Origin of the sequence: Sulfitobacter sp. HNIBRBA3233 (assembly GCF_040149665.1) — a bacterium.
In the GTDB taxonomy this organism is placed as follows: Bacteria; Pseudomonadota; Alphaproteobacteria; order Rhodobacterales; family Rhodobacteraceae; genus Sulfitobacter; species Sulfitobacter marinivivus.
Genome location: NZ_JBEFLP010000001.1, coordinates 1,457,848 through 1,484,265 on the forward strand (window position 1 = coordinate 1,457,848; position 26,418 = coordinate 1,484,265).

At 61.7% G+C, this 26,418-nt stretch carries 26 protein-coding genes; 16 read left to right on the top strand and 10 right to left on the bottom strand.

The genetic code is table 11. The features are described 5' to 3' along the window. Positions 1–2: 2 nt before the first annotated feature. The 9 genes from ABMC89_RS06975 to coxB all read right to left on the bottom strand — a co-directional run bounded on the left by ABMC89_RS06975 (position 3) and on the right by coxB (position 7,564). Positions 3–596: a GNAT family N-acetyltransferase gene (locus ABMC89_RS06975; RefSeq protein ID WP_349568541.1), complete on the bottom strand. Its 594-nt coding sequence runs from the start codon at positions 594–596 to the stop codon at positions 3–5. Next, positions 596–1,858, bottom strand: coding sequence for a M16 family metallopeptidase (locus ABMC89_RS06980; RefSeq protein WP_349566577.1), 1,263 nt, complete (start codon positions 1,856–1,858; stop codon positions 596–598). The genes ABMC89_RS06975 and ABMC89_RS06980 overlap by 1 nt, the downstream gene beginning before the upstream one ends. Beyond that, on the bottom strand, positions 1,855–3,243 hold the full coding sequence (gene thrC, locus ABMC89_RS06985) for a threonine synthase (protein ID WP_349566579.1): 1,389 nt from the start codon (positions 3,241–3,243) through the stop codon (positions 1,855–1,857). Before thrC ends, ABMC89_RS06980 begins: the two co-directional genes overlap by 4 nt. A 3-nt stretch (positions 3,244–3,246) precedes the next feature. Then, positions 3,247–3,924 (bottom strand): SURF1 family protein, encoded by a 678-nt coding sequence (locus ABMC89_RS06990; RefSeq protein WP_349566581.1) that lies wholly within the window; start codon positions 3,922–3,924, stop codon positions 3,247–3,249. Positions 3,925–4,031: 107 nt separating this feature from the next. Further along, positions 4,032–4,838 (bottom strand): cytochrome c oxidase subunit 3, encoded by an 807-nt coding sequence (locus ABMC89_RS06995; protein WP_349566583.1) that lies wholly within the window; start codon positions 4,836–4,838, stop codon positions 4,032–4,034. A gap of 28 nt (positions 4,839–4,866) precedes the next feature. Then, positions 4,867–5,442: a cytochrome c oxidase assembly protein gene (locus ABMC89_RS07000; RefSeq protein ID WP_349566585.1), complete on the bottom strand. Its 576-nt coding sequence runs from the start codon at positions 5,440–5,442 to the stop codon at positions 4,867–4,869. Beyond that, positions 5,442–5,642: a cytochrome c oxidase system small membrane protein gene (locus ABMC89_RS07005; RefSeq protein ID WP_349566587.1), complete on the bottom strand. Its 201-nt coding sequence runs from the start codon at positions 5,640–5,642 to the stop codon at positions 5,442–5,444. The genes ABMC89_RS07000 and ABMC89_RS07005 overlap by 1 nt, the downstream gene beginning before the upstream one ends. Before the next feature lies 1 nt (position 5,643). After that, positions 5,644–6,579 (bottom strand): heme o synthase, encoded by a 936-nt coding sequence (gene cyoE, locus ABMC89_RS07010; RefSeq protein ID WP_349566589.1) that lies wholly within the window; start codon positions 6,577–6,579, stop codon positions 5,644–5,646. Positions 6,580–6,667: 88 nt separating this feature from the next. Beyond that, positions 6,668–7,564 carry a cytochrome c oxidase subunit II gene (coxB, locus tag ABMC89_RS07015; RefSeq protein WP_349566591.1) on the bottom strand — a complete coding sequence of 299 codons (897 nt, stop codon included), beginning with the start codon at positions 7,562–7,564 and terminating at the stop codon, positions 6,668–6,670. A gap of 162 nt (positions 7,565–7,726) precedes the next feature. On the opposite strand from coxB, the gene tldD reads away from it, so the two are divergent. From tldD to ABMC89_RS07045, 6 genes are all read left to right on the top strand, one after another. Then, entirely contained in the window at positions 7,727–9,148 is a 1,422-nt protein-coding gene (tldD, locus tag ABMC89_RS07020) for a metalloprotease TldD (protein ID WP_349566593.1), read from the top strand. Between the two features lie 98 nt (positions 9,149–9,246). Continuing rightward, complete coding sequence (gene dprA, locus ABMC89_RS07025) at positions 9,247–10,398, top strand: DNA-processing protein DprA (RefSeq protein ID WP_349566595.1); 1,152 nt, start codon at positions 9,247–9,249, stop codon at positions 10,396–10,398. Positions 10,399–10,584: 186 nt separating this feature from the next. Next, positions 10,585–13,332 (top strand): type I DNA topoisomerase, encoded by a 2,748-nt coding sequence (topA, locus tag ABMC89_RS07030; protein ID WP_349566597.1) that lies wholly within the window; start codon positions 10,585–10,587, stop codon positions 13,330–13,332. Between the two features lie 120 nt (positions 13,333–13,452). Continuing rightward, on the top strand, positions 13,453–14,007 hold the full coding sequence (locus tag ABMC89_RS07035) for a L,D-transpeptidase (protein WP_349566599.1): 555 nt from the start codon (positions 13,453–13,455) through the stop codon (positions 14,005–14,007). Positions 14,008–14,101: 94 nt separating this feature from the next. After that, the gene (locus ABMC89_RS07040) at positions 14,102–14,806 is read left to right on the top strand and encodes a CoA transferase subunit A (RefSeq protein ID WP_349566601.1); all 705 of its coding nucleotides are present in this window, start codon (positions 14,102–14,104) and stop codon (positions 14,804–14,806) included. Continuing rightward, on the top strand, positions 14,806–15,429 hold the full coding sequence (locus ABMC89_RS07045) for a CoA transferase subunit B (protein WP_349568543.1): 624 nt from the start codon (positions 14,806–14,808) through the stop codon (positions 15,427–15,429). The genes ABMC89_RS07040 and ABMC89_RS07045 overlap by 1 nt, the downstream gene beginning before the upstream one ends. A gap of 304 nt (positions 15,430–15,733) precedes the next feature. Here the strand turns inward: ABMC89_RS07045 and ABMC89_RS07050 are convergent, their stop codons facing one another. Further along, complete coding sequence (locus ABMC89_RS07050) at positions 15,734–16,564, bottom strand: lytic transglycosylase domain-containing protein (protein WP_349566603.1); 831 nt, start codon at positions 16,562–16,564, stop codon at positions 15,734–15,736. Positions 16,565–16,928: 364 nt separating this feature from the next. Here ABMC89_RS07050 and ABMC89_RS07055 point away from each other — a divergent pair, with 364 nt between their 5' ends. From ABMC89_RS07055 to ABMC89_RS07100, 10 genes are all read left to right on the top strand, one after another. Continuing rightward, positions 16,929–17,147 carry a Flp family type IVb pilin gene (locus ABMC89_RS07055; protein WP_349566605.1) on the top strand — a complete coding sequence of 73 codons (219 nt, stop codon included), beginning with the start codon at positions 16,929–16,931 and terminating at the stop codon, positions 17,145–17,147. A gap of 104 nt (positions 17,148–17,251) precedes the next feature. Next, complete coding sequence (locus ABMC89_RS07060; protein ID WP_349566607.1) at positions 17,252–17,458, top strand: hypothetical protein; 207 nt, start codon at positions 17,252–17,254, stop codon at positions 17,456–17,458. Between the two features lie 138 nt (positions 17,459–17,596). Further along, positions 17,597–18,445 carry a Flp pilus assembly protein CpaB gene (cpaB, locus tag ABMC89_RS07065; RefSeq protein ID WP_349566609.1) on the top strand — a complete coding sequence of 283 codons (849 nt, stop codon included), beginning with the start codon at positions 17,597–17,599 and terminating at the stop codon, positions 18,443–18,445. Positions 18,446–18,644: 199 nt separating this feature from the next. After that, complete coding sequence (locus tag ABMC89_RS07070) at positions 18,645–20,084, top strand: type II and III secretion system protein family protein (RefSeq protein WP_349566610.1); 1,440 nt, start codon at positions 18,645–18,647, stop codon at positions 20,082–20,084. Next, a complete protein-coding gene (locus ABMC89_RS07075; protein ID WP_439655641.1) occupies positions 20,071–20,769 on the top strand; it encodes an OmpA family protein in 699 nt (232 codons plus the stop codon). Before ABMC89_RS07070 ends, ABMC89_RS07075 begins: the two co-directional genes overlap by 14 nt. 300 nt (positions 20,770–21,069) lie before the next feature. Further along, positions 21,070–22,305, top strand: a complete 1,236-nt coding sequence (locus ABMC89_RS07080) for a CpaE/TadZ family protein (protein ID WP_349566612.1) — start codon at positions 21,070–21,072, stop codon at positions 22,303–22,305. A 23-nt stretch (positions 22,306–22,328) separates the two neighbouring features. Then, positions 22,329–23,762: a TadA family conjugal transfer-associated ATPase gene (locus tag ABMC89_RS07085; protein ID WP_349566613.1), complete on the top strand. Its 1,434-nt coding sequence runs from the start codon at positions 22,329–22,331 to the stop codon at positions 23,760–23,762. Between the two features lie 48 nt (positions 23,763–23,810). Then, the gene (locus tag ABMC89_RS07090; protein WP_349566614.1) at positions 23,811–24,773 is read left to right on the top strand and encodes a type II secretion system F family protein; all 963 of its coding nucleotides are present in this window, start codon (positions 23,811–23,813) and stop codon (positions 24,771–24,773) included. A 12-nt stretch (positions 24,774–24,785) separates the two neighbouring features. Further along, positions 24,786–25,769, top strand: a complete 984-nt coding sequence (locus tag ABMC89_RS07095; protein ID WP_349566615.1) for a type II secretion system F family protein — start codon at positions 24,786–24,788, stop codon at positions 25,767–25,769. Further along, positions 25,769–26,362, top strand: coding sequence for a tetratricopeptide repeat protein (locus ABMC89_RS07100; RefSeq protein ID WP_439655642.1), 594 nt, complete (start codon positions 25,769–25,771; stop codon positions 26,360–26,362). Before ABMC89_RS07095 ends, ABMC89_RS07100 begins: the two co-directional genes overlap by 1 nt. Positions 26,363–26,418 lie beyond the last annotated feature (56 nt).

The following is a 26,418-nucleotide window of genomic DNA, read 5'->3' on the forward strand; positions in this document are numbered from 1 at the left end:
GCTCAGCCCTGCCCGGTCGCCCCGATCCGGCCGCGCCGGTCGCCGCGCAGGCTGGCATAGAGCACATGGGTCCGCCAGCGGCCGTCGATTTGCAGATAGCTTTGCGCGACGCCCTCGTATTTGAAACCCGACCGCTCCAGCAGACCGCGCGACGCCTTGTTTTCGGGCAGGCAGGCGGCCTCGATCCGGCTGAGATCGAGATGGTTGAACGCGTAATGCACCACCGCCTCGATCGCCTCGCGCATGTATCCCTGCCGCGCAAACGCCTCGCCCGTCCAGTAGCCCAGCGTGCCCGCCAGTGCAGGCCCGCGCCGGATATTGTCGAGCGTGATCGCCCCCAGCAACGTCTGGTCGTCGCGCCGGATTAGGAAGAGCGGCATAGCGGTGCCCGAATTGATCGACCGGTTGGCCCAGTAGACGCGGTTCGAGAACGCCTTGCGCGACAGATGGTCATGCGCCCACGTCGGCTCCCACGGGGTCAGGAAATCGCGGCTGGCGGTGCGCAATGCGGTCCACGCGCGAAAATCGCTGTGGATCGGCGGACGCAAAGTCATCCGCTCGGTTTCGAGCCGCAGCTTGCGCAGGCTCAGCAGCATCAAGCAGCACGCCGCGCGTGGAGTTCCTCCAGCGTCGGAGCCTTTTCGACGGGACCGTAAAGCGCCAGCGCCGCCGGCGCCTGCGTGGCCATCCGCTCGGCAAAGTCGCGCACGTCACCGGTGGTGACGGCGTCGATCTGCGCGATGGTTTCCTCCAGCGGCGGGATGCGGTCCCAGATCTGGATCAGACGGGCCAGACGTTCGGCGCGATTACTGGGGCTCTCAAGGCCCATCAGCAGACCCGCCTTCATCTGCGCACGGGCCCGGGCCACCTCGGCAGGCGACATATCGGTCGCCGCGCGCTTCATCTCGTCGATGGTGATCCCGGCCAGTTCGGGCAACTCCTCGCCCGAAGTACCCGCATAGATGGTCATCATGCCGGTATCGGCATAGGCCCCTGCCTGCGCGAAAATCGTGTAGCACAGGCCACGGTTCTCGCGGATCTCCTGGAACAGCCGGCTCGACATGCCGCCCCCCAGCGCCGAAGCATAGATCTGTGCGACGTAGATATCGTCGGCGCGATAGCCGGGGCTTTCGAAGCCGAGGGCGAAATGCGCCTGCTCCAGCTTCTTGGCCTTGCGGAACTCGCCGCCCCTGAAAAGGGCCGGCGCCGCATCGGCCTGACCGCGCGGTGTCATATCGCCGAAGTACTTCTCGGCCAGCGCGACAAGCGCATCGTGGTCCACAGCCCCCGCCGCCGACAGGATCATCTGTTCGGGGCCGTAGTGCTGTTCGATAAAGCCGGTCAGATCGCGCCGGCCGAAGGCGGACACCCGTTCGCTGGGCCCGAGGATGGTGCGCCCCATGGGCTGGTCGGGATAGGCCTGCTCCTGCAACCAGTCAAAGATCACGTCGTCCGGGGTATCCAGCGCCTGCCCGATCTCTTGCAGGATCACGCCGCGCTCCACCTCGATTTCGGCGTCATCCATGACCGGATTGCGCAGGATATCGGCGATCACATCCAGCCCCAGCGGCACGTCGTTTTCCAGCACGCGCACGTAATAGGCCGTCACCTCGCGCGAAGTATAGGCGTTGATATAGCCGCCAACATCCTCGATCGCCTCGGCGATCTGCAAGGAAGTGCGGGTCTTCGTGCCCTTGAACGCCATGTGTTCGAGAAAATGCGCGATGCCGTTCTGCTCGGGCGTCTCGTTGCGGCCCCCCGCGCCCACCCAGACGCCGATAGAGGCCGATGCCAGCCCCGGCATATGTTCGGTGACGATACGGAAACCGTTGGAAAGACGATGGGTTTGCAAGCTCACTTGGCGATCAGTCCTTTGATATGGGTCTTCAGCGCGTCCAGATCATTGGGCACGCGGGTCAAACGCTCTTCGCGCTCGAATAGGTCCGACATGCGCGGCGGCAGCGCCGGGCGCTGGCCGGTAGCGGCTTCTACCGCGTCGGGGAATTTGGCGGGGTGCGCCGTTGCCAGCGTGATCATCGGCACGGCGGCGGTGCGCAATTCGTTGGCGACTTTCACGCCCACGGCGGAATGCGGACACAAGAGCTCGCCGGTGCGCGCCAGCATATCGGTGATGGTCTGCGAGGTCTCCTCTTCCGAGGCGCGGCCCGATGCGTAGATTTCGGCCAGTGCCTGCATGGCGCCCTGCGAGACATCGAAGCCCCCCTCGCCCAGCTCGGCCATCAATTGCGCGACCGCCTTGCCGTCGCGCCCGTAGGCATCGAAGAGCGCACGCTCGAAATTCGAGCTGACCTGGATATCCATGGACGGGCTGATCGACGGATGGACGCCGGACTTGTGATAGCCCTGCCCGCTGAGGCAGCGATGCAGGATGTCGTTCTGGTTGGTGGCCACCACCAGCCTGTCGACGGGAAGGCCCATGCGCTTGGCGATATAGCCCGCGAAGATATCGCCGAAGTTGCCGGTGGGCACCGTGAAGCTGACCTGCCGGTCCGGCGCGCCAAGGCTGACCGCGGAGGAAAAGAAGTAGACGACCTGCGCCAGAACGCGGCCCCAATTGATCGAATTCACCCCCGCCAGACGCACACCGTCGCGGAATTCGAAATCGTTGAACATGTCCTTCAGGCGCGCCTGACAGTCATCGAAATCCCCGTCCAGCGCGAGCGCGTGCACGTTGCTTTCCGGCGGCGTGGTCATCTGGCGGCGCTGCACGTCCGACACGCGCCCGTGCGGGTAGAGGATCACCACATCGACGTTGTCGAGCCCCTTGAACGCTTCGATCGCCGCCGATCCGGTATCGCCCGATGTGGCTCCCACGATGGTCACCCGCTCGCCCTTGCGTCCCAGCGCAAGCTGGAACATCTGGCCGATGAGTTGCATGGCGAAATCCTTGAAGGCCAGCGTGGGCCCGTGGAAAAGCTCCAGCAGGAAATGGTTCGGCGCCAGTTCAACCAGCGGCGCCCGCGCATCGTGGCCGAACCCGGCGTAGGCGCGCGCGATCAGGTCGCGGAATTCGGCATCCGTGAAGGTATCGCCGATGAAGGGCCGCATGACGGTGAACGCCACCTCTTCGTAGCTCTGACCGCGCATTGCGGCGATATCGTCATGGGACAGTTGCGGAATCGTCTCTGGAACGTAGAGCCCGCCGTCACGGGCGAGCCCCGTCAACATCGCTTCTTCAAAGCTCAGAACGGGGGCGGTGCCACGGGTCGAGATATAGCGCATGGATCAGTCCGGGGTCTTGGCGCGGCGTGCGCGCAGGAGAAAGGCAAGGCTCATCGCGACCCAGATGGCCGCAAGCGAGAACCAGGTTATCGCGTATTGGAGGTGGTCGTTCGGAATGGCGCTGGTGTCAACAGGCAGCGGCGTGACGGGCGCATCATCGAAGGTGCTCTGTCGCGCGACCACCAGCACCGGAAGCGTATCGAGGGCTGCGGCCATGGCCGCAACGTCACGGGCAAACCAGATATTGCCGGACAGGTCCGGTTCCGGCGTGAAGCTGTCGGTCTCCTGCGGCCATTGCAGGTTTCCCGAAATGCCGACCGGCTCGTCAGGCGTGGTGATATCGCTCCGGTCGGTGGGCACGAAACCCCGGTCGACCATGATCCGCCCCGCATCCGTTTCCAGCGGAGAGATGATCCGGTATCCCGCGCCGATCTGCTTCTGGCTGACCAGAACGCGCAGATACCTGTCGCCCAGCGTCCCTTCCACCCGCACGGGCAGATAGCTGTCCTGTTCGGGATCGAGCGTTTTGGGAAGCGCGACGGGATCCGCCGCGATCCGGGCCTCGATATCCGCGATCACGCCCTCTTTCCATGCAAGGCGCTGGATCTGCCATACGCCGAGGCTAAGCAGGATGGCGGCCCCGCCGAGACCGATCACGATCAGGAAGATGGTGCGCCGCATGGTGTGTCCTCTGACAGAAACCGCAAAAGAGAAACGCGCGGGAGACATACTCTCTCCCGCGCGTCGGTTTACTCAAAGCACCGGCTGGTGCAAGGCCACTTTGCCGATCAGGACGGAATGCCCCAGATGTAGACGGCAAAGAACAGGAACAGCCACACCACGTCAACGAAGTGCCAGTACCATGCGGCGGCCTCGAACCCGACGTGACGTTCGGACGAGAAATGCCCGGCACGCGCGCGCAGGTAGCACACGAACAGGAACAGCGTCCCGATCACGACGTGGAAACCGTGGAAGCCTGTGGCCATGAAGAAGTTCGAATAGAACTCGTCGGCGCCGAATTCCCAGCCTTCGTGCAGAAGATGCTGGTACTCATAGGCCTGAAGCGCCGTGAACAGCACACCCAGTACAACCGCGATAATCAGACCTGTCTTGAGATCGGAGCGGTTTTCTTCGTGTACCAGCGCATGGTGCGCCCACGTCACGGCACAGCCCGACAGCAGCAGGATCAGCGTGTTGATCAGCGGCAGGTGGAAGGCATCGACTGGATAGATATAGGGCGCGACGTATTCGGTGCCCGGATAGCTTTCCATGGGGTAAAGCGCGTGCTTGAAGAAGCTCCAGAACCACGCGGCGAAGAACATGACCTCGGACATGATGAACAGGATGAAGCCGTAGCGCAGGCCGATCCGCACGACCGGGGTGTGGTCGCCGATCTTGGATTCCTCGACCACCTCGGACCACCATCCGAACATCGTGTAAAGCGTGCCCGCCAGACCGACGAAGAAGACCCACGGGGTGACTTCGTGCATCCACAGAACGCCGCCCAGCAGCATGACAAATGCGAAAAGTGCGCTCAGAAGCGGCCAGATCGAGGGCGAGAGGATATGGTAGTCGTGATTTTTTGCGTGGGCCATGGCGTGCGTCCCTATTCCCTTTTCGTATTTAGTTCAGGTCTGTTGGCTGATCCGTATCAAGGGCGGCATAGCCCTCGGGCAGATCGATTTCGTAGAAAGTATAAGACAGCGTGATGGTGTGTATATACTGTCCCTCGCGGTCGTCCACGATTTCGGGGTCGACGTAGAAGCTGACAGGCATCTGCACTGTCTCGCCGGGGGCGAGGACCTGCTCTTCGAAGCAAAAGCAGGCGATCTTTTCGAAAAACGCGCCCGCCTGATACGGCGTGACGTTATAGGCCGCCTGACCCGCGACCGGTTTGTCAGTCGGGTTGTGCGCCTCGTAGAAGGCAAGGTTGGTCTCGCCGATGCGCACGGTCATCTCGCGCTCGACCGGGGCGAATTCCCACGGCATCTGACCGTTCAGCGATCCATCGAAGCGCACCGTGATGGTCTGCTCCAGCACTTCGTCCGGTGCGACCTCGGACACGCCGGTGACGCCGCCAAAGCCGGTGACACGGCAGAACCAGTCGTAGAACGGCACTGACGCCCAGGCCAGCCCGCCCATCAGCACCACAACACCGACGGTCTGGATCACTGTTTTCTTGGGACCGGAAAGGGCCATCAGTCGGATCCTCCACCGCTTGTTGTAACCTGCTCGCCCACGCCGGTGGCCTGGCTTGCGGGGATGCGGAAGTCGCTCGACGTGATCTTGACGAATGTCAGTGCCATGACCAGCACGACGAACCCGCCCAGCATCAGCCCAACACCAAGGTTCAGACCCCGGCGGCGTGTGTGCATTTCGTGTTCGGCTTTGATTGCCATCTTACCAGCCTCCCATTCCGAAGGGTTTCAGCGTCGCTTCGATCAGGATCGCGCCGAAATGCGCGAAGAGATACCACAGCGACAGGCGGAAGAACTTACGCTCGACCGCGAAATTGTCTTGCTCGCTCATTTCCTCGTCGCGCTGCCAGATCGCGTAGGCGCCCTTGAGGAACAGCGCGTTCAGTACCAGCGCCACGGCAAGGTAGATGTATCCCCCGACCCCGGTGAAGGCGGTGCCAACGGCCAGAGCGGCCAGAAGCACGGTATAGCCGAGGATGTGGTTACGGGTGACGCGGCGCCCGTGCGTGACAGTCAACATCGGCACGGCGGCATCGTCGTAATCGTTGCGCATGAACAGCGCCAGCGCCCAGAAGTGCGGCGGGGTCCACATGAAGATCAGCGCGAACATCAACCACGGCTCCAGGGCGAAGCTGCCGGTGGCGATGACCCAGCCGATCACCGGCGGGAAGGCACCTGCGGCCCCGCCGATCACGATGTTCTGCGGCGTCGACCGCTTGAGCCACATGGAATAGGGCACAACGTAGAAGAAGATGGTAAAGGCCAGCATCGCGCCCGCCAGCAGGTTGGCGCTGAGCGACAGCATCATCACCGACAACAGCGACAGACCCGCCCCGAGGTAAAGCGCCGTCTGCGGAGTCACCTTGCCCGCGGGGATAGGCCGGCTTCTGGTGCGCTTCATCACCGCGTCGATATCCGCATCCCACCACATGTTCAGCGCCCCCGACGCCCCTGCCCCGATTGCGAGGAAGAGGATCGAGGCGAACCCGATCACAGGATTGACCGACACCGGCGCTGCCAACATGCCGACCACGGCCGTAAACACCACAAGCTGCATCACGCGCGGCTTCATCAGGGCATAGTAATCGCCCAGTTGCGGCTCGTCCTCGTAGGATCTGGCGGTGGTGATGTCGGTCATTGTGTTCTCAAACCATTCTTAGCGGGTAATGCGGCGCGACAGGATCGCGCCGCATGCATTTCCAAACGTCGGTCAGACGCCTGCGCCTTCAGTCCGCCGATGCGACTGTCAGGGTCTGCGGGATGCCGGCGTATTCTTCACGCGCGCGGCCCAGCCACTCTTCGTAGGCTTCCTCGGACACCACCTTGACGGTGATCGGCATGTAGGCGTGCGCAATGCCGCACAGTTCGGAGCACTGACCGAAATAGACACCCTCACGCTCGGCCTTGAACCACAGTTCGGCAAGGCGGCCGGGAACGGCGTCCTGCTTCACGCCGAAGGCGGGAATGGTCCAGGAGTGGATCACGTCCGACCCGGTGACCTGCACGACGACCGTCTTGTTCACGGGCACGACCACGGCTGTATCGGTGGCCAGCAGGAAATCATCCTCGGAGTAACCGGCCGCCTCAAGCTGTGCGATCACTTCGGGAGTTTTCTTGTTCTCGCCGCCCAGCGCCGGAGCGCCGATCATGTAGCTGTCGAAGCCGAAATCCTCGTCGACGTATTCATAGGACCAGAACCACTGGTTGCCGATTGCCTTGATCGTCAGGTCCGCCTGCGGAATTTCCTGCTGGCGGAACAGGATCGGCAGTGACCATGCGCCGATGCCCACAAGGATCAGGATCGGGACGAGTGTCCACGCGATTTCCACCGGGGTGTGGTGGGTAAAGGACGCGGGTTTCGGGTTACGTTTGCTGTTGTAGCGGATCATCACCCAGATCAGCAGACCGGTCACGAACAATGTGATCAGCGTGATGATGACCAGAATCATTCCGTCGAGCCATTGCAGATCGCTCGCCAGCTCCGTTACCGCCGGCTGGAAGCCCATCGCCCCCTGCTCAGGCTTGCCGATGATCTCAAGTCCCTGTGGATCAACGCTTTGTGCCAGTGCTGGCAGGCTACCGATGCTGGCCAAAAGGCCCGCAAGTGTGAGGTGCTTTTTCATCATTTCCGTCCTGATAGTCTCGACCGATGGTGGCTGAAACGCCGAAGTCCGACCCCGGCGTTGTAATCTCGCGTCTTACAATCATATTCTGATACCGAAAGAAAGAGCCATGCTTGCGTCAGATTGACCCGAAGCAATCCCCCAAATCGAAGGAGCCTTTCCATGGCCGATACGCCTTTTTCGCCGTTCGAGCAGAACATCGCTCGCGAGGACGCCCTGAGGATCCTGCGCGGCGCGGTCGATGGCGCAGACGACGGAGAGCTGTTTTTCGAGCGGCGCCGCTCGGAAGGACTGGTGTTCGACGACGGACGCCTCAAGACAGCAAGCTATGACGCAGCCGAAGGTTTCGGCCTGCGCGCGGTGCGCGGCGAGGTCGCCGGATATGCCCATTCGACCGAGTTGAGCGAGGCGGCCCTGACCCGTGCCGCCGAAACCGCGCGCCTCGCGGTGGGCGACGGGGGCGGCACATGGGCGGATGCGCCCGAAGGCACGAACGCCAAGCTCTATACCGACGAGGATCCGATCGCGGGCGCCGCCTTTCCGGTAAAGGTCGAGACCCTGCGCGAGATCGACGATTTCTGCCGCAGTCTGGACCAGCGCGTGGTTCAGGTGACCGCCTCTATCGCCGCATCGATTCAGGAGGTCGAGATTCTGCGCCCCGAGGGCACCACCGTGCGCGATGTGCGCCCGATGACGCGGGTGAACGTATCGGTCATCGTGGAACAGGACGGGCGCCGCGAAAGCGGCAGCGCGGGCGGCGGCGGCCGTGTGGGGCTGGACGGGTTGCTCGACCGCGCCGACTGGCAGGGCAAGGCCCGCGAGGCGCTGCGGATCGCGGTCGTGAACCTGTCTGCCGTACCGGCCCCTGCGGGGGTGATGGACGTGGTGCTCGGCCCGGGCTGGCCGGGCATTCTGCTGCATGAAGCCATCGGTCACGGGCTCGAGGGCGATTTCAACCGCAAGGGGTCAAGCGCCTTCGCGGGGCTGATGGGCCAGCAGATCGCTGCACCCGGCGTGACCGTGCTGGACGACGGCACAATCCCCGACCGGCGCGGCAGTATCTCGGTCGATGACGAGGGCACGCCAAGCGCCAAGAATGTGCTGATCGAGGACGGCAAGCTGGTCGGCTATATGCAAGACCGGCAGAACGCGCGTCTGATGGGTGTGAAAAGCACCGGCAACGGACGCCGCCAGAGCTTTGCCCACATCCCCATGCCACGCATGACCAACACCTATATGCTGGGCGGGGACGTAGCACCGGGCGACATCGTGGCAGACCTGAAGGACGGTATCTATGCCGTCGGGTTCGGCGGCGGTCAGGTGGACATCACGAACGGGAAGTTCGTTTTTTCGTGCACCGAAGCCTACCGTGTCGAGAACGGCGTCGTGGGGGCCGCGGTCAAGGGCGCCACGCTGATCGGCGATGGTGCGACCGCGCTGCAAAAGATCCGCGCCATCGGGAACGATCCGGCACTTGACCCCGGTATGGGGAATTGCGGCAAACAGGGCCAATGGGTGCCGGTGGGTGTGGGCCAGCCGACGCTGATGATCGGCGGGCTGACGGTCGGCGGATCGGCGGGCTGAGTGTGGATGGCGGGTTTAGTCGATTTGCCGGTTTCTGATTCATCCCCTGTTAACCACTAAAGCCTTATACCTGATTCCAGCAACGGACGGAGATCGGGATGACTGACAGGGACCACAATCCTTCTTCCACTCACCCCCCACTCCCACCCACCCCGGAAGACGAACAGTTTGCCCGTCTCCGTCTGTTGCGCTCGCGCCGGGTCGGCATTTCCACGTATAAACGACTGCTGGCTGAACACGGCACTGCGCAAAACGCGCTGGCCGCGCTGCCTGAGGTAGCGCGCGCCGCGGGCGTCCCGAATTACGAGGTCTGCCCCGAGGGCGTGATCCGTGCGGAATTGCGCGCGGCCCACGCGGCACATGCGCGCCTTCTTGACACTGACCATCCCCTTTACCCTGCCGCATTGCTCGATCTGGAAGATGCGCCCCCGTTCCTGTGGGTGATCGGCGACCCCGAAATCCTGTCGCGCCCGATGATATCGCTCGTCGGGGCGCGCAACGCGTCGTCACTGGGGACGCGGATGGCGCGCGCCCTCGCCCGCGATCTGGGCGAGGCGGGGTTCGTCGTGGTCTCGGGCCTTGCGCGCGGGATCGACGCCGCTGCGCATCTTGCCGCTCTGCCGACCGGCACAGTCGCGGTGCAGGCGGGCGGTGTGGATGTCCTCTATCCGGCGGAAAACACCGATCTTGCCCGCCAGATCGGCGAAAGAGGTCTGCGGATCAGCGAACAGGCCATGGGCCTGCAACCGATGGCTCGGCATTTTCCGCGCCGCAACAGGATCATTTCCGGTCTGAGCCGCGCCACCGTCGTGGTCGAGGCGGCGGCGAAGTCCGGCAGCCTTATCACCGCACGCGATGCGCTGGATCAGGGCCGCGATGTGATGGCGGTTCCCGGCCATCCCTTCGACGCGCGGGCGGCGGGTACGAATATGCTGATCCGGGACGGGGCGACGCTGGTGCGCCGCGCCGAGGATGTGCTCGAAGCGCTCGGATCGCTGGGGGCCCACAGGCCGGAACTGCCGCTTGCCCCACCGCCGCCACTGCAACCGGCAGCGAAACGCAGCCTGCGCGACACCGCCAAGCTGCACCTTTCGATCCTGTCGCGCCTTGGCCCCTCGCCCGTGGCCGAGGACCAGTTGATCCGTGATCTGCGCGTACATTCCGCGGCCGTTGCCCCCGCGCTTGTGGAACTTGAACTCGAAGGCAAGATCAGCCGCGCGGCAGGCGGTTTACTGTCGCGCAGCGACTGAGGGGTAGTACCTCTCCCACAGCCCGAAACCGGCACAAGACAGGGCACCGGATGCGCCTTGCCCTTGGGTAAATCCCCCAAGCTCCAGCGGCCTGTCCCGGTCCGCGGGATTGACAAAGCCCCCTTGCATTCCACATGACAAAGGCCTTAGACGCGCCAAAGCCCCTGACCCAAGGACACCGTTTGAATGCCAGTTGTCGTTGTCGAATCGCCCGCGAAAGCAAAGACGATCAACAAGTATCTGGGCGACAATTTCACCGTTCTCGCCTCTTATGGACACGTCCGCGATCTGCCGCCTAAAGACGGATCGGTGGACACCGAAAACGGCTTCGACATGCTGTGGGAGGTCGCCAGCGACAGCAAGAAACACGTCAAGGCCATCGCCGACGCGCTGAAGAACGACAACGAATTGATCCTCGCGACGGACCCCGACCGCGAGGGCGAAGCGATCAGCTGGCACCTTCAGGAAGCGCTGACCAAACGCAAGTCGATCAACAAGGATACCCCCGTCAGCAGGGTCGTTTTCAACGCGATCACCAAATCGGCCGTCACGGAGGCGATGAAAAATCCCCGTCAGGTCGACATGCCGCTGGTCGAAGCCTATCTGGCACGCCGCGCGCTGGACTATCTGGTGGGGTTCAACCTGTCGCCGGTGCTGTGGCGCAAGCTGCCGGGCGCGAAATCGGCCGGACGGGTGCAATCCGTCACCCTGCGCCTCATCGTCGAGCGCGAGATGGAGATCGAGGCCTTCCGCCCGCGCGAATACTGGTCGGTCAAGGCGATCCTGACGACCCCCTCGGGACAGGAATTCGAAGCGCGCCTGACCACATTGGCAGGCAAGAAGCTCGACCGCTTCGATCTCGGGGATGCCACGCAGGCCGAGATGGCCGTGCAGGCCGTCAGCTCCCGCGACCTGCATGTTGCAAGCGTCGAGGCAAAGCCCACATCGCGAAACCCTTCGGCGCCCTTCATGACCTCGACCCTCCAGCAGGAGGCGAGCCGCAAGTTCGGCATGGGCGCGCGCCAGACCATGAGCACGGCCCAGCGCCTCTATGAGGCGGGGCACATTACATACATGCGGACCGACGGGATCGATATGGCTCCCGAAGCGGTGACCATGGCCCGCGACGCGATCAAGGACCGCTACGGCGACAGCTATGTCCCGGACAAGCCGCGCGTCTACAAGAACAAGGCCAAGAACGCTCAGGAAGCCCACGAATGTGTGCGCCCGACCGACATGACCAAGGACGTGGCGGCACTGGGGTTGATGGATGCCGACCAGCGCAAGCTCTATGATCTGATCTGGAAACGAACGCTCGCGTGCCAGATGGAAAGCGCCCGCATGGAACGCACGACCGTCGAAGTGTCCTCGAAGGACGAACAGGTCACCCTGCGCGCCACCGGTCAGGTCGTGCTCTTTGACGGGTTTCTCAAGGTCTACGAAGAAGGCCGTGATGACGTGGTCGCCGACGACGATGACAACCGCCTGCCGCAGATCAGCCAGGGCGACAAACTCGGCAAGGCGGCAGCAGCCCGCTATAGCGAGGAGTTCGCGAAGGCCGAAGGCGCAGCGGACGAGGAGCGCTCCGGCCTGAAGGCGAAATCCGGCGCCCTTCTGGCCGATAACGCCGCCGTTCTGGGCGCCCAGCATTTCACCCAGCCGCCCCCGCGCTATACCGAAGCGACCCTTGTGAAGCGCATGGAAGAACTCGGCATAGGGCGCCCGTCGACCTACGCCAGCATCGTGACCACGATTCAGGACCGTGGATATGTGCGCCGCGAAGGTCAGCGCCTGATCCCCGAAGACAAGGGGCGTCTGGTCACCGCGTTTCTGGAAAACTACTTCCGCCGCTACATCGGCTACGATTTCACCGCCGATCTCGAAGACCAGCTCGACAAGGTGTCGGCGGGCGATGCCGAATACAAGAAGGTGCTCGAACGCTTCTGGCGCGACTTCTCGGCGGCCATCGCCGAGACATCCGAACTGCGCATCACCGACGTTCTGGAAAAGATCAACGAGGTGCTCGAGCCGCATCTTTTCCCGCCCACCGGCGATGGAACCGATCCGCGACTGTGCCCCAACTGCGGTGCCGGACGGCTCAGCATGCGCACCGCGCGCTCGGGCGGTGCGTTCATTGGCTGCTCGAACTACCCCGAATGCCGCTACACCCGCCCCTTCGGCCCACCGAACCCCGAGGCGGAAGCATCCGCAATCCCGCCGGAAGGCAAGCTTCTGGGCGAGGATCAGGGCGACGAGATCCGTGTGTTCAAGGGACGTTTCGGCCCCTACGTGCAACGCGGCGAAGCCACGGAAGAAAACAAGAAACCCCCGCGCCAGTCGATTCCCAAGGACTGGGAGCCCGAAGAACTTGAACTCGACCGCGCCGTGATGCTGCTGTCGCTGCCGCGCGAGATCGGGCCGCACCCCGAGGACGGGGTCATGGTCTGGGCCAATATCGGGCGCTACGGCCCCTATATCAAACACGCCGAAAGCACATCGCACCGTGGCGGCACCAATGCCAACCTCGAAAGCATCGACGAGGTCTGGACCGTGGGCATGAACCGCGCGGTCCAGCTTCTGGCCGAGAAACTCGCCAGCCGTGGCGGGCGCGGGGCCGCCGCCAAACCGCTGCGCGAACTGGGCGAGCACCCCGAAGCGGGCGGTGCGGTCAACGTGATGAAGGGCAAATACGGGCCCTACGTGAAATGGGAAAAGATCAACGCGACGATCCCCGACACGATCGACCCAGAAGAGCTGACCATGGCGCAGGCCGTGCATCTGATCGACGAGCGTGCAGCCAAGGCCGGCAAGAAGAAACCTGCCGCCAAGAAGAAAGCCGCGCCAAAGAAAAAAGCCGCGCCGAAAAAGACCGCGGCCAAGAAAACGACCACCAAAAAGACACCGGCCAAGAAGACCGCGACAAAAGACGACTGACGCAGTCGCGGCTCATCCGGACACAGAAGGCCCCTCACAAGAATGTCAGGGGCTTTTTGCGTGGTGACTTGGTACGGATCGCCTAACCGGGGCCACCCGGAAATGATCGAGAGGCAGAATATGACAGACAGAAAGATTTCCAGACGTTTCATGTTGGGCGGTACCGGCGCGGCGCTTGCGATGCCATCGCTGGTGCTTGCGCAAGAGGTTCCGCACCGGCGCAACGTGATGAGCTTTAGTCCGCAGCGCTGGCAAGACCACTTCGACACTCTCGGCAAGGCCGCAATCGTCGCTGACACCACGTCGCGCGCGCTGCATTACTGGGACGGCGACGGCGAGACATATAATGTCTATCCCACCTCCGTTCCGCGCACCGACGAGCTGACAAAGCGCGGCTATACCGAGATCGTGCGCAAGAAGGTCGGACCGGACTGGACGCCAACGCAGTCGATGCTCGAAGAAGACCCGTCGCTCAAATACATGCCCCCCGGCCCCGGCAACCCCTTGGGCACCCACGCCATGTACCTCAGCTGGCCTGCCTACCTGATCCACGGCACCCACGACACGCGCAAGATCGGGCGGCAGTCTTCGGCCGGATGTATCGGGCTCTACAACCACATGATCGAGGAACTTTTTGCCATCGCGCCCATCGGCACGCAGGTGCGCATCCTGTGATACCTTACGCAGGGGCGGGCGAGCGATTGACACCCGACCGCCCCGGCGTCACAACTCTTCGCAATCAATCAACGATGATGGAGAGCTTCATTCCATGAAGAAAGTCTACGCCACCGCCGCCGAAGCCCTCGAAGGGGTTCTCGAGGACGGCATGCTTATCGCTTCGGGGGGCTTTGGCCTCTGCGGCATCCCTGAACTGCTTCTGGATGCGATCCGCGACGCGGGCGTGAAGGATCTGACATTTGCCTCGAACAATGCGGGCGTGGACGATTTCGGCATCGGCATCCTGTTGCAGACCAAACAGGTGAAGAAAATGATCTCCTCCTACGTCGGCGAGAACAAGGAGTTCATGCGCCAGTACCTCAGCGGCGAGCTGGAGCTGGAATTCTCGCCCCAGGGCACGCTGGCCGAACGGATGCGCGCCGGCGGCTGCGGCATTCCCGGATTCTACACGAAAACCGGTGTTGGCACGCAGATTGCCGAGGGCAAGGAAGTGAAGCAGTTCCATGGCGAGGATTACATCCTCGAAGAGGGCATTTTCGCGGACCTCGCCATCGTCAAGGCATGGAAGGCCGACGACACAGGCAACCTGATCTTCCGCAAGACAGCACGCAACTTCAATCCGCCTGCGGCCATGTGCGGGAAGGTCTGCATCGCCGAGGTCGAGGAAATCGTGCCGCGCGGTGAACTGGCCGGTGATGAAATCCACCTGCCGGGCATCTACGTGCACCGCATTGTGCAGGGCACGCACGAGAAGCGTATCGAACAACGCACAACCCGCCAGCGTGAGGAGGCCTGATCATGTGGGACCGCAACCAGATGGCGGCACGCGCCGCGGAAGAACTCGAAGACGGCATGTATGTGAACCTTGGCATCGGTATTCCGACGCTGGTGGCCAACTACGTCGGTGACAAGGACATCACCCTGCAATCGGAAAACGGTATGCTGGGCATGGGCCCCTTCCCCTATGAGGGAGAGGAAGACCCCGACCTGATCAACGCCGGCAAGCAGACGATCACCGAACTCAACCGCACGGCCTATTTCGACAGTGCCATGTCGTTCGGCATGATCCGCGGCGGCAAGATCGCGGCGGCGATCCTGGGCGCGATGGAGGTTGCCGAAAACGGCGACCTTGCGAACTGGATGATCCCCGGCAAGCTGGTCAAGGGCATGGGCGGCGCGATGGATCTTGTCGCGGGCGTGGGCCGCGTGATCGTCGTGATGGACCACCAGAACAAGGCGGGTGAATCCAAGCTGCTGAAATCATGTACCCTGCCCCTGACGGGCACAGGCGTGGTCGACCGCATCATCACCAACCTTGGTGTGCTCGACGTGGTCGAGGGTGGGCTGAAGATCGTCGAATGCGCCGATGGCGTCACCGAGGACGAACTGCGCGCCGCGACCGAAGCAACCATCGTCTGATCCGCGCATCACGCAACACACGCGCGTCAGCTGAGGGCGGTAAGCCCTGAGCGAGACACCCAAAGAGGCCGAGCCGGCATATCTCCGGCTCGGCCCATTTGTTTCATAGAGGATTTTATCGAAGCTCCCCTCGCCTGACGGGAAACGGCGCCAGCGAGCCGCCGGTGTGACCTCTGGTCGAAAATATCCGCAGACGGGGCGTCGGCCTTCACTCGCACTGCCCTCTTGGCAACGCCATACGCGCACCGAGCGTCCCGACCGGGCGCATGTGTTCAAGCTCTGGCCGCTGCCCCCTGCGCTGCGGTCATTTCATGGTGGCAAAGACGCAGCCGTCGGAAATCAGCTGTGGGGGGGTCTTGCACAGACCCTTCGCCACCTGAAACGCGGCAAGCACCTTCGGCACGTAATCACGGGTTTCCGCAAAGGGCGGCACGCCCGCATGTTTGCGCACCGATCCCTCGCCCGCGTTGTACCCGGCGAGAACGAGAATCGGATCGTCGCCGAACTCCCCCATCAGCCAATCGAGATACTTGATACCGCCCGCGATGTTTTCCTGCGGCGCGAGACTGTCCTTGACCCCGAAGCGGCTGGCAGTGTCGGGCATCAGCTGCATCAGACCCTGCGCGCCCGCCCCGCTGACCGCATCGGGCTTGCCCGACGATTCAACGGAAATCACCGCAAGCGCCAGCGCGGGCGACACACGCGTCCCGATGCTCGACCGCAGGATATCCACCCCGTGGCTGCGTGCGATGTCCTGCATCTGTTGCAGGCGCGGTGCAGGCACGCGGGTGGAGGCAGCAGCCAGCGCGGTCATCGCTTCTTCCAAGCGCCCCGGCCCCGCTTTGGCGGCCTCTGGCGAAACCTTGGTCCAAAACCAGTCATAGCGGCCGGAAGCCGGGCGCTCGATCTCGCCCGACGGGGCGAGGGCCACATCCTGCGCGTCGGGCGCCGGTGCAGGCGCGTAAACGGGGCGGTTGATCTTCACCCGCGAGGTCTTGCGCGCACTTGCCTGCGGCGGCTTGACGAACTTCGGTTTGAAATCGGGGAACGGTTTGGGCGAATCCGCAAAGGATCCGGCCGCACAGACGACGGCAAATCCCGCCGCAAAGGCGAGCGTAAGGGGGAAAGAGGTCATCGGGCCTGCTCTTTTCTTGATTATTGCTCGATTTTTTCGACCAGCATTACGCAGAAATGCCCTTCAGGCCAGTGAATGCGGCATTTGAACATGGCGAATTTGCCATAATTGGTGCGTTTGGGTCGCAACCGTTAACCAAAAACCCCCGAAATTACACGAAAAACATATTCTTTTCATGTAGATAACGAAAAACCCTCAAGAAAAATCGTTGATACTGCAAATGTCTTAATTCCCGCCAAACTCCTGCCCCAATCATCCGGCTATATAGCGTCATACCAAGTCAAGCAGGCCTGAATGAGAGCGGGCCGGGACGCAGGGCAAGGTTGAGACTGAAATCAAACTGATCCTTTGGAGGGACACTACAATGATGAAATTCGTGAAAAACTTCCGCAACGACGAAGACGGCGCCGTAACAGTTGACTGGGTTGTTCTGACAGCCGCAGTCGTGGGCCTGGCGATCGCCGCATACGGTTCGATCCAGACCGGCGCATCCAACATGACAAGCAACACTTCCGACTTCCTGGGCGCCCAGACAATCGGTGAAGTTGGCGCACCAGCAGCTGACACAGGCACCGGCGGCTAATAGCTACCTCGTAGCTTGAGACTTGGGGGGGCTGCGTTCTGCAAGGGATGCAGCCCCCTTTCCCATTAGTCCGGTAGATTATGCCGCCCTACGAGAGATTTATCATGGCAAAGCCAATTACCTCATTCCTCGCGGATGAAGACGGTGCTGTAACAGTTGACTGGGTCGTTCTGACCGCCGCCGTTTGCGGCCTCGCCCTCGCTTCCTTTGCGTCCATCCAGCAAGGCAGCAAGAGCGTTGGCGACAGGGTCGGAACCTACCTGACCGACACTTCGGTCGAAGAAGTGATCGCCACATCCACGGGCGGCTGAGAAGGCTGACGTCGCCGCGAAGAAGCAGGCACGCCTTTTTTCTTCCGTGAGCCAAAAAAAGAACAAAGTCGCCTGGCATACAGAACGGGAGACGAAGCATCCGGCCCTTCCGGAGCTTGAGGTTAGAGGAGTACGAACATGCGTATGATTTTTGGGCTCGTATTGCTGGTGGGCATCGCCCTTGCAGGCGGCGCCGTCTATCTGGCGAAAGACCAGATCGGCCAATACAAGAACGCGATCGCGCGGGCAGAAGCCGCGAAGCAGAAAATTGTCCCGACGCAGACCGTCTACGTCGTGACCCGCTCGCTCAAATACGGCGAGAAGCTGGAAAAAGAAGATGTACGCCCGGTGGAATTCCCGGTGACGGCCATCCCCGAAGGAACCTTCGGCGATGAAAAGTCGATCTTTCCCGAAAATACAGAAGAGCGCCGCGTCGTCCTGCGCCCGATCGAGAAAAACGAAGCGCTTCTTGCGGTCAAGGTCACCCTGCCCGGTGAAGACGCGGGCCTGACATCGCGACTGGAGCGCGGGATGCGCGCCTTTGCGATCAAGGTCGATGTGTCCTCCGGTGTGTCGGGCTTCCTGCGCCCCGGTGACAGGGTCGACGTCTACTGGACCGGTGGTGTCGGCGGCGGTCAGACCCGCACCGAAGTCACCAAGCTGATCGAGACCGGCATCCAGCTGATCGCCGTCGACCAGCGTGCCGGTGACCTCGAAGGCGCGCAGATCGCGCGGACAGTGACCGTCGCGGTAGACCCGAACCAGGTTGCGGCACTTGCACAGGCCCAGTCGACAGGCCGCTTGTCCCTTGCATTGGTCGGTGTCGGTGACGACAGCGTGTCGCCCCCGATCGAGATGAACCAGCGCTCTCTTCTGGGTATCGAAGAGAAGGTCGCAGCACCCGCCGCCCCCGCCGAAAAGGTATGTACAATCCGTACCCGCAAGGGCGCCGAGGTGGTCGAGTTGCCGATCCCCTGCACCAACTGATCGCCTGAAATTACCAGAAAACAAAGGACGCCGCCCCTCCGGGGCGGCGTTCTGCGTCATGGTATCTGTTGCTATTTATCCACAGCAGCTATCGCCCGGAATGCATTGATTATTGCAAAAAAACTAAAACTGCCCCAAGGTGATCGAAACGACGGGCACCAAGACCCTATTTTGAGGCGTGATCAAAAAGGCAGGTCACATGAAAATCGACAGATTCCTGAAAGCAGCCCTGCTTGGGCTGACTCTGAGTGTATCCTCGCTTGCGATGACCGCTCCTACCATTGCACAGGCAGATGCATTGCGCGTTGTCAAAAGCGGAACCAGTACCCGTTTGTCTGTGCCTCTCAACCGTGCAGTCGTGGTCGAAAGCGACACACCCTTCGCAGAGCTGAGCATCGCCAATCCCGGCATCGCCGATCTTTCATCGCTCTCGGATCGCACGATCTACGTTCTGGGCAAGTCGCCCGGGATCACGACCCTGACGCTCTTCGATGGAGCCGGTCGGTTGATCACCAACGTGGAAGTGCAGGTCATCCCTGATCTTTCCGAATTCAAGGAACGTCTGCGGCAGATCCTGCCCGGTGAACGGATCGACGTGCGGTCGGCCAATGACGGTATCGTGCTGTCGGGCATCGTTTCGTCCTCGCAAAAACTGCAACGCGCATTGGATCTGGCGCAGCGTTACGCGCCCGACCGCGTGTCGAACCTGATGAGCGTCGGCGGCATCCAGCAGGTCATGCTGAAGGTACGCTTTGCCGAAATGCAGCGTTCGGTTTCGAAATCGCTCAGCTCCTCTCTCGCCCTCGGCGGCGGGATCGGCAGTGATGTCGGTGTGCGCGGCGGCACCGGAACCCTGGCAACCTCCGGCGGATCGACCGGCGCGCTCGCGGGCACCCTGCCCGCCGCAAACACGAACACCGGCGCCGTTCTGTTCGGCTTCAATGCCGGATCGACGCAGGTCGGCATCCTTCTGGAAGCCCTTGAAAGCAAAGGCGTTGTCCGTTTCCTCGCGGAACCGAACCTGACCGCGCTTTCCGGTCAGGAGGCGAAATTCCTTGCCGGTGGGGAATATCCCATTCCGGTCGCGCAGGACAACAATACGACCTCGATCGAGTTCAAACCGTTCGGTGTCGAACTGTCCTTCATCCCCCGTGTCGTGGACAAGGAACTGATAAACCTCGAGCTCAAGGCGGCTGTATCGGCGATTGACCCGTCGAACGGGATCACGCTGGACGGCGGTTTCTCCGTCGCGGCCTTCTCGCGCCGTGAAACCTCGACCACCGTCGAGATGCGCGATGGCGAAAGCTTTGCAATCGCCGGTCTGCTTCAGGACGACTTCAGCGACAACTCTTCGCAGCTGCCATGGATCGGCGATGTGCCGGTACTGGGCGCGCTGTTCCGCAGCGCCGACTACCAGCGCAGCCAGACCGAGCTGGTAATCATCATCAGTGCGCACCTTGTGACACCCGTCCGCGGCGAAGCGCTGGCCCTGCCCACCGACCGGATCAAGCCACCGACCGAAAAGGATCTTTTCCTCTACGGCCGGACCGCAGCCGGAACCCGCACCCCCCAGAAGGGCGCCGCGGGCGAGGTTGCCAAGCAGGACTTTACCGGCTCTTATGGCTATGTATTGGATTGACGACATGCAAAGAGCACTTGCCAGAACATTCGGAGCCTTCGGCCTGACCACCGCCCTGCTTGGACTGGCAGCATGCGGCACCTCGAACGATCCCGTCTATACCCAGTTCCATCAAGAAGCGGGACTGCTGCTGGACACGGGCGGCTTCGGAAACGCGACGCTCAACAACAAGCTCGTCATGACCGGAGAGCGCCAGTACACCTTCGATCTCGCGCAACGCTTTGCCGCCGAAGTCGACAGTACCGTGAACTTCGCGTTCAACTCCGCCGCAATCGGCCCCGAAGCGCAGGTCATCCTGCGGCGTCAGGCGGGCTGGATCAAACAATTCCCCGAAGTACGCTTCAAGGTGTATGGCCACACCGACATGGTAGGATCGGATGCCTACAACAAGCGGCTTGGCCTTCAGCGGGCGCAGGCAGTCGTGGGCTATCTCGTGGGAATGGGCATCAGCCGCAACCGTCTTGAAGCGGTCGTTTCCTTCGGAGAAACACAGCCGCTGGTCGTAACGCAAGGACGCGAGCGCAGGAACCGCAGAACCGTGACCGAGGTCAGCGGTTTCGTGCAGCGCCACCCCACCGTTCTGGACGGCAAGTACGCGCAGATCATCTACCGCGATTATGTTCAGAGCGCGGTACCGGCATCGACACTGTCTACTGCCGAAGTCGGATCTGTCACCGAAAACTAAACCGCTGAAAAACAGTTACATCTTTCAAAAAGCCGCGATTCGTTCGCGGCTTTTTCATTGTTTCCGGGCGCCCTGCCCGCTCTGACCAATCCTGCGTTTTTGCCGCCATCGTTTCACCAAATCCAACAATGGAAGCATTTCGGCCCAAATCTCGCCCCAAAGCACTGCGATATATTCCCCAACGAAAAAGCTCTGTCCGGACAAATATGCCGGCAGGGGGTGGACTTGATCGGGTCACCCGGAACGCCGTGAAACGGCTACGACCCGCAGATGACGCCCTTTGGTAGAAGGATTTAGGCTATGAGCAGCACACTGCCACAACCCGAACAGGCGGCCATTCTGGCCTGTACTGTCTGTCGAGATGTCCAGAACTTCGATCTGTTGATTGAGGATATGGAAGCCACCCTCGGTGAAAGCTGGGGCGATCTGGGATTTGCCGAAGCTCTTGCCTTCTTCGGACAGCCCGAAGCCGACGGTATGGAATTCATCGCGCTGGCGATGGATGACGCAGACGAAGACAATTTGCCCCTGATGAGCGAGATCATCACACAGGCCAAGAAACGCGACATCAAGGTGATTCTGATCGCCGAGGATGTGACCCCGAGCGCGCTGCATTCGCTCCTGCGTCAGGGCGCGGACGAATTTGTCCCCTACCCCCTGCCCGAAGGCGAGTTGGCCCGCGCGATCGAACGCATCCGCACGCCCGATCCGGTTCCGGTGGCCGCCCATGACGGCCCTCACCTGAAGGCGGGCAACCAGCGCGATGGCGCGGTCATCGTCGTGCACGGTCTCGCCGGCGGGACCGGAGCCACGACCCTGGCCGTCAACCTTGCGTGGGAACTGGCAACGGTAAGCAAGACAGACAGCCCCTCGGTCTGCATTCTGGATTTCGATCTGCAATACGGATCGGTTTCGACCTTCCTTGATCTGCCCCGCCGCGAAGTCGTCTATGAAATGCTGTCGGACACGGAAGCGATGGACGAAGAGATTTTCGGACAGGCGCTGGTGACCTTCGAAGACAAGCTGCATGTCCTGACCGCGCCGACCGAAATGCTGCCGCTCGATCTGGTCAGTTCCGACGACATCATGCGCGTGCTCGATATGGCGCGGAACCAGTTCGATTACGTTATCGTCGATATGCCATCGACGCTGGTGCAGTGGTCCGAAACGGTCCTGTCATCGGCGCATATCTATTTCGCCACCTTCGAACTCGACATGCGATCGGCGCAGAACGCGCTGCGCTTCAAACGCGCGCTCCAGTCCGAGGAGCTGCCGATCGAAAAGCTGCGCTATGTGCTCAATCGTGCTCCGAAGTTCACCGATCTGAGCGCCAAGAGCCGCGTGAAGCGGATGGCCGAAAGCCTTGATATTTCGATCGATCTGCAACTGCCCGACGGCGGCAAACCGATCACGCAGGCCAATGACCACGGATTGCCGCTGGCTTCTTCCGCCGCGAAAAGCCCGCTGCGCCGCGAAATCGCCAAACTGGCAGCCTCAATCCACACCCTCAAAGACGACAAGGCCGCTGCGGCCTGATCGTCGAAGGAAAGAGAAACGCGATGTTTTCCAAATACAAGAAGACCTCTGAAGCCTCATCGGTCCAGCCTGCACCGGAAAAGGTCACGAAGATCGCGGATGCAAAACCTGCGGTCCCTTCCGGTGTGTCGCGCCGTGCGCCCCAGCCTGCGGCGGTGGCCCCGGCTGACAAGGAACTCAAGCGCAAGCAGCGCATGGGCGAGATCAAGCTCGATCTGCACCGCGCGCTTCTCGACAATCTCAACCTCGCGGCGCTCGAGCACGCGACCGAACAGGATCTGCGCCAGGAAATCAACGCCATCTCGGCAGAGGTGCTGGCCGAGAAATCCATCGTTCTGGGACGCGAGGACCGGATCCAGCTGAACTCCGAACTCTACGACGAGGTTACCGGCCTTGGCCCGCTGGAGACGCTGCTGAAAGACGACAGCGTCAACGATATTCTGGTGAACGGTCCGCAGCAGATTTTCGTGGAGCGCGCGGGCAAGCTGGAACTGACGGACATCACCTTCAAGGATGAGCGCCACCTGCTGCGCATCATCGACAAGATCGTGAGCGCGGTGGGCCGTCGCGTCGACGAAAGCAACCCCTACGTTGACGCCCGTCTGAAAGACGGTTCGCGTTTCAACGCGATGGTGCCGCCTGTCGCGGTCGACGGCAGCCTCGTCTCCATTCGTAAATTCAAGAAAGACAAGCTGGGCATCGACGATCTGGTGCAGTTCGGTGCCTTCACCGAGGAAATGGCCGCCTATCTTCAGGCCGCGGTGGCGACCCGTCTGAACATCATCGTTTCGGGCGGTACGGGCTCGGGTAAAACGACCACGCTGAACGCGCTGTCGTCTTTCATCGACAACGCCGAACGCATCCTGACCATCGAGGATACGGCCGAACTCCAGCTGCAGCAGACCCACGTGGGCCGGATGGAAAGCCGCCCGCCGAACGTCGAGGGCAAGGGCGAGGTGTCGCCGCGCGACTGTCTGAAGAACGCCCTGCGGATGCGCCCTGACCGGATCATCGTGGGTGAAACCCGCGGCGAGGAAGTCATCGACATGCTGCAGGCCATGAACACCGGCCACGACGGATCGATGACCACGATCCACGCGAACTCCGCCCGCGACGGCGTCAGCCGTCTGGAAAACATGATCGCCATGGCCGGGATCGAAATGCCGTTGAAGGCTGTGCGCAGCCAGATTTCGTCGGCGGTAAATCTGATCGTGCAGGCCTCGCGCTTGCAGGACGGCTCGCGCCGGATGACCTCGATCACCGAGATTACCGGTATGGAAGGCGATGTGATCTCCATGCAGGAAATCTTTCGCTACCAGCGCGTCGGCCTGACGCCCGAGAACAAGATCATCGGCCATTTCACCGCCACCGGTGTGCGCAGCCACTATGCGGAACGCTTCCGCATGTGGGGCTACGATCTGCCGTCGTCCATCTACGAACCCGTTGCGGCCGAATAGGGACATGACCTTTTCGCCCTACCGCTCCGCTACTCGAGGATCTGAAAAATGAGTGCAGAACCAATTATCTATGGCCTGATCTTCGTCGGCGTTCTGGTGCTGGTCGAAGGCCTGTATCTTGTCGCCTTCGGCAAGTCGATCAGCCTCAACAGCCGCGTCAACCGCCGCCTCGAGATGCTCGAAAAGGGCCAGCGCCGCGAAGAAGTGCTGGATAAGCTGCGCAAGGAAATGCGCCAGCACATGAACGCGCGGACGATCCCGCTCTATTCGCTTTTGTCGGACAAGGCGCAGAAGGCGGCCATCGCCTTCACGCCAAAGCAGCTGATACTGGTGATGGCGGGGCTTTCGGTCGTGATCTTCATGGGCCTGACCATCGGCACAGCCACCGAAGCGCCGGTGCGGATTGTCATGTCGGTCGGCATGGGCATCGGCGCGGTGTTCTTCTGGATCTCGATGAAGGCCAACAAGCGGATGTCGATGATCGAAGAACAGCTTCCCGATGCGGTCGAACTGATGGTGCGGTCGCTGCGCGTGGGGCACCCGTTCTCGAACGCGATCTCGATCGTGTCGAAGGAAATCCAGGATCCGCTGGCATCCGAATTCGGGGTGATCGCGGACGAAAGCGCCTATGGCCGCGACGTGGGCGAAGCGTTGAAGGATATGGCCGAACGGCTGGACATGCAGGATTTGCGCTTTCTCGCGGTGGCTGTGACCATCCAGCAGCAATCGGGTGGTAACCTCGCGGAAATCCTCGCCGGTCTGGCCAAGGTGATCCGCGCACGCTTTCGCCTGTTCCGCCGCGTCAAGGCGATCACGGCCGAAGCGAAATGGTCGGGCAAGTTCCTCTCCGGGTTCCCCGTGATGGCGCTGATCGTGATCAATATCGGTGATCCGCACTACTATGACGAGGTAAAGGATACCCCCTACTTCATCCCCGCCTGTTTCTTCGTGGGCATCTTCCTGGCGCTGAACCTGTTCGTGATGCGCATGCTTACAAATATCAAAGTCTGAGAGGCACCGACCATGTTTGAGGCCATCAACCAACAGATCTCCGGCGTTCTCGGCCCTTTCGGGATGATCATCATCCTTGGTGTGCTCGGCGTCGTGATGGTTCTGATCACCGTCGCCTTGATGTTGAACCAGCCCGAAGACCCGCTGGAAAAGCTCAAGCGCGACGCGAAAGCACCGCGGGGCGGCAAGGACGGCGCACAGGCCAAGCTGCGCCAGAAAGACGGCAACGCCCAGCTCGAAAAGTTTTCGACGTTCCTTGAGCCGAAAGACACCCAGGAGCTGAGCCAGAAACAGCTTGAGCTGCGTCAGGCCGGATACCAAAGCCGCGATGCCGTGCGGATCTTCTATTTCGCGCAAATGGCGCTTGGCATTCTCGGCCTGATCATCGGTGTCGTCTATACCAACGTCATCAACGAAGTAGAAATGAGCACGCAAAAGACCATCATGTGGACCCTCGGGCCCGGCGCGATCGGTTACTGGCTGCCCAAATACTGGATCGCGCGGCGGGTCGCGGCGCGCAAGGAAGAGATCGAACAGGGCTTTCCCGATGCTCTGGATATGATGCTCGTTTGCGTCGAGGCCGGTCAATCGCTCGACCAGTGTATCAACCGCGTCGCCAAGGAACTGCGCGCCTCCTACGCCGCGCTGTCGGACGAATTCGAGGTCGTGAGCCAAGAGATGAAGGCCGGTAAGGACAAGGTGACTGTCCTCAACGACATGGGCACACGCTGCGGCGTGCAGGATGTGTCATCCTTCGTGACCGTGCTGATCCAGTCGGCGGCCTTCGGTACGTCCATCGCCGACGCTCTGCGGGTCTACGCCGCGGAAATGCGCGACAAGCGCGTGATGCGCGCCGAAGAAGCCGCAAACAAGTTGCCAACCAAGATGACACTTGCCACTATGATGCTGACGGTGCCGCCACTGCTGGTCATCCTTGTGGGTCCATCGGCAATGGGTATCGCGAAACTGGGTGAAATGAGCGGACCAGGACAATAATGCAAGCAATGGCGAGACGCGGCACATGCCGCAGTCTCCTCCTAATTCTGACCCTCGGTCTGGCCGCCTGTTCATCGGGCGGCCTTGGTCCGTTCGGCAGGGGCGCACCCAGCACGCTGGATGCCCCCGGCGTGGATCGCCGCGCGACGGGTGCCGACAATCTCGAGGTCGGCCACCGTCTGGTGGCGGCAGGCGAATACGAACTGGCGATCAAATCATTCAACCGTGCGGCCCTCGATCGGGGCCGTATCGACGCCGAAATCCTGTCCGGTCTCGGCACGGCGAACCTTGGGCTCGGGCGTCTGGGACAAGCCGAGCTTTTGCTGCGCCGGGCGCTGGAGCGCGACGACAGCCAGCCCGAAATCTGGAACAATCTCGGCGTGGTCCTGATGGAACGTGGCAAAAATGCCGATGCCACCCAGATATTCCGCAAGGCTTTCGCCCTCGATAATGGCGAAAGTGTCTCAATTCGTGACAATCTTCGATTGGCACTCGAAAAAACAGAAAACTCTGGTACTGTTTTACCGGATGACCAAGACTATAAACTGGTTCGCCGTGGATCCGCTGACTTCGTGATCCGGTCGACGCTCTGACCTAAAAATAGGCAGGGCATCACAAGGCCAAGGCGCACCTTATGAGGCAGAAGCAG

What these genes read in the sequence shown, in the direction of transcription:
- ABMC89_RS06975 (WP_349568541.1), bottom strand. Translation starts at nt 596, where the DNA reads ATGCTGCTGAGCCTGCGCAAGCTGCGGCTCGAAACCGAGCGGATGACT.
- thrC (WP_349566579.1), bottom strand. Translation starts at nt 3,243, where the DNA reads ATGCGCTATATCTCGACCCGTGGCACCGCCCCCGTTCTGAGCTTTGAA.
- ABMC89_RS06990 (WP_349566581.1), bottom strand. Translation starts at nt 3,924, where the DNA reads ATGCGGCGCACCATCTTCCTGATCGTGATCGGTCTCGGCGGGGCCGCC.
- ABMC89_RS06995 (WP_349566583.1), bottom strand. Translation starts at nt 4,838, where the DNA reads ATGGCCCACGCAAAAAATCACGACTACCATATCCTCTCGCCCTCGATC.
- ABMC89_RS07000 (WP_349566585.1), bottom strand. Translation starts at nt 5,442, where the DNA reads ATGGCCCTTTCCGGTCCCAAGAAAACAGTGATCCAGACCGTCGGTGTT.
- ABMC89_RS07005 (WP_349566587.1), bottom strand. Translation starts at nt 5,642, where the DNA reads ATGGCAATCAAAGCCGAACACGAAATGCACACACGCCGCCGGGGTCTG.
- cyoE (WP_349566589.1), bottom strand. Translation starts at nt 6,579, where the DNA reads ATGACCGACATCACCACCGCCAGATCCTACGAGGACGAGCCGCAACTG.
- coxB (WP_349566591.1), bottom strand. Translation starts at nt 7,564, where the DNA reads ATGAAAAAGCACCTCACACTTGCGGGCCTTTTGGCCAGCATCGGTAGC.
- tldD (WP_349566593.1), top strand. Translation starts at nt 7,727, where the DNA reads ATGGCCGATACGCCTTTTTCGCCGTTCGAGCAGAACATCGCTCGCGAG.
- dprA (WP_349566595.1), top strand. Translation starts at nt 9,247, where the DNA reads ATGACTGACAGGGACCACAATCCTTCTTCCACTCACCCCCCACTCCCA.
- topA (WP_349566597.1), top strand. Translation starts at nt 10,585, where the DNA reads ATGCCAGTTGTCGTTGTCGAATCGCCCGCGAAAGCAAAGACGATCAAC.
- ABMC89_RS07035 (WP_349566599.1), top strand. Translation starts at nt 13,453, where the DNA reads ATGACAGACAGAAAGATTTCCAGACGTTTCATGTTGGGCGGTACCGGC.
- ABMC89_RS07040 (WP_349566601.1), top strand. Translation starts at nt 14,102, where the DNA reads ATGAAGAAAGTCTACGCCACCGCCGCCGAAGCCCTCGAAGGGGTTCTC.
- ABMC89_RS07050 (WP_349566603.1), bottom strand. Translation starts at nt 16,564, where the DNA reads ATGACCTCTTTCCCCCTTACGCTCGCCTTTGCGGCGGGATTTGCCGTC.
- ABMC89_RS07055 (WP_349566605.1), top strand. Translation starts at nt 16,929, where the DNA reads ATGATGAAATTCGTGAAAAACTTCCGCAACGACGAAGACGGCGCCGTA.
- ABMC89_RS07060 (WP_349566607.1), top strand. Translation starts at nt 17,252, where the DNA reads ATGGCAAAGCCAATTACCTCATTCCTCGCGGATGAAGACGGTGCTGTA.
- cpaB (WP_349566609.1), top strand. Translation starts at nt 17,597, where the DNA reads ATGCGTATGATTTTTGGGCTCGTATTGCTGGTGGGCATCGCCCTTGCA.
- ABMC89_RS07070 (WP_349566610.1), top strand. Translation starts at nt 18,645, where the DNA reads ATGAAAATCGACAGATTCCTGAAAGCAGCCCTGCTTGGGCTGACTCTG.
- ABMC89_RS07075 (WP_439655641.1), top strand. Translation starts at nt 20,071, where the DNA reads ATGTATTGGATTGACGACATGCAAAGAGCACTTGCCAGAACATTCGGA.
- ABMC89_RS07080 (WP_349566612.1), top strand. Translation starts at nt 21,070, where the DNA reads ATGAGCAGCACACTGCCACAACCCGAACAGGCGGCCATTCTGGCCTGT.
- ABMC89_RS07085 (WP_349566613.1), top strand. Translation starts at nt 22,329, where the DNA reads ATGTTTTCCAAATACAAGAAGACCTCTGAAGCCTCATCGGTCCAGCCT.
- ABMC89_RS07090 (WP_349566614.1), top strand. Translation starts at nt 23,811, where the DNA reads ATGAGTGCAGAACCAATTATCTATGGCCTGATCTTCGTCGGCGTTCTG.
- ABMC89_RS07095 (WP_349566615.1), top strand. Translation starts at nt 24,786, where the DNA reads ATGTTTGAGGCCATCAACCAACAGATCTCCGGCGTTCTCGGCCCTTTC.
- ABMC89_RS07100 (WP_439655642.1), top strand. Translation starts at nt 25,769, where the DNA reads ATGCAAGCAATGGCGAGACGCGGCACATGCCGCAGTCTCCTCCTAATT.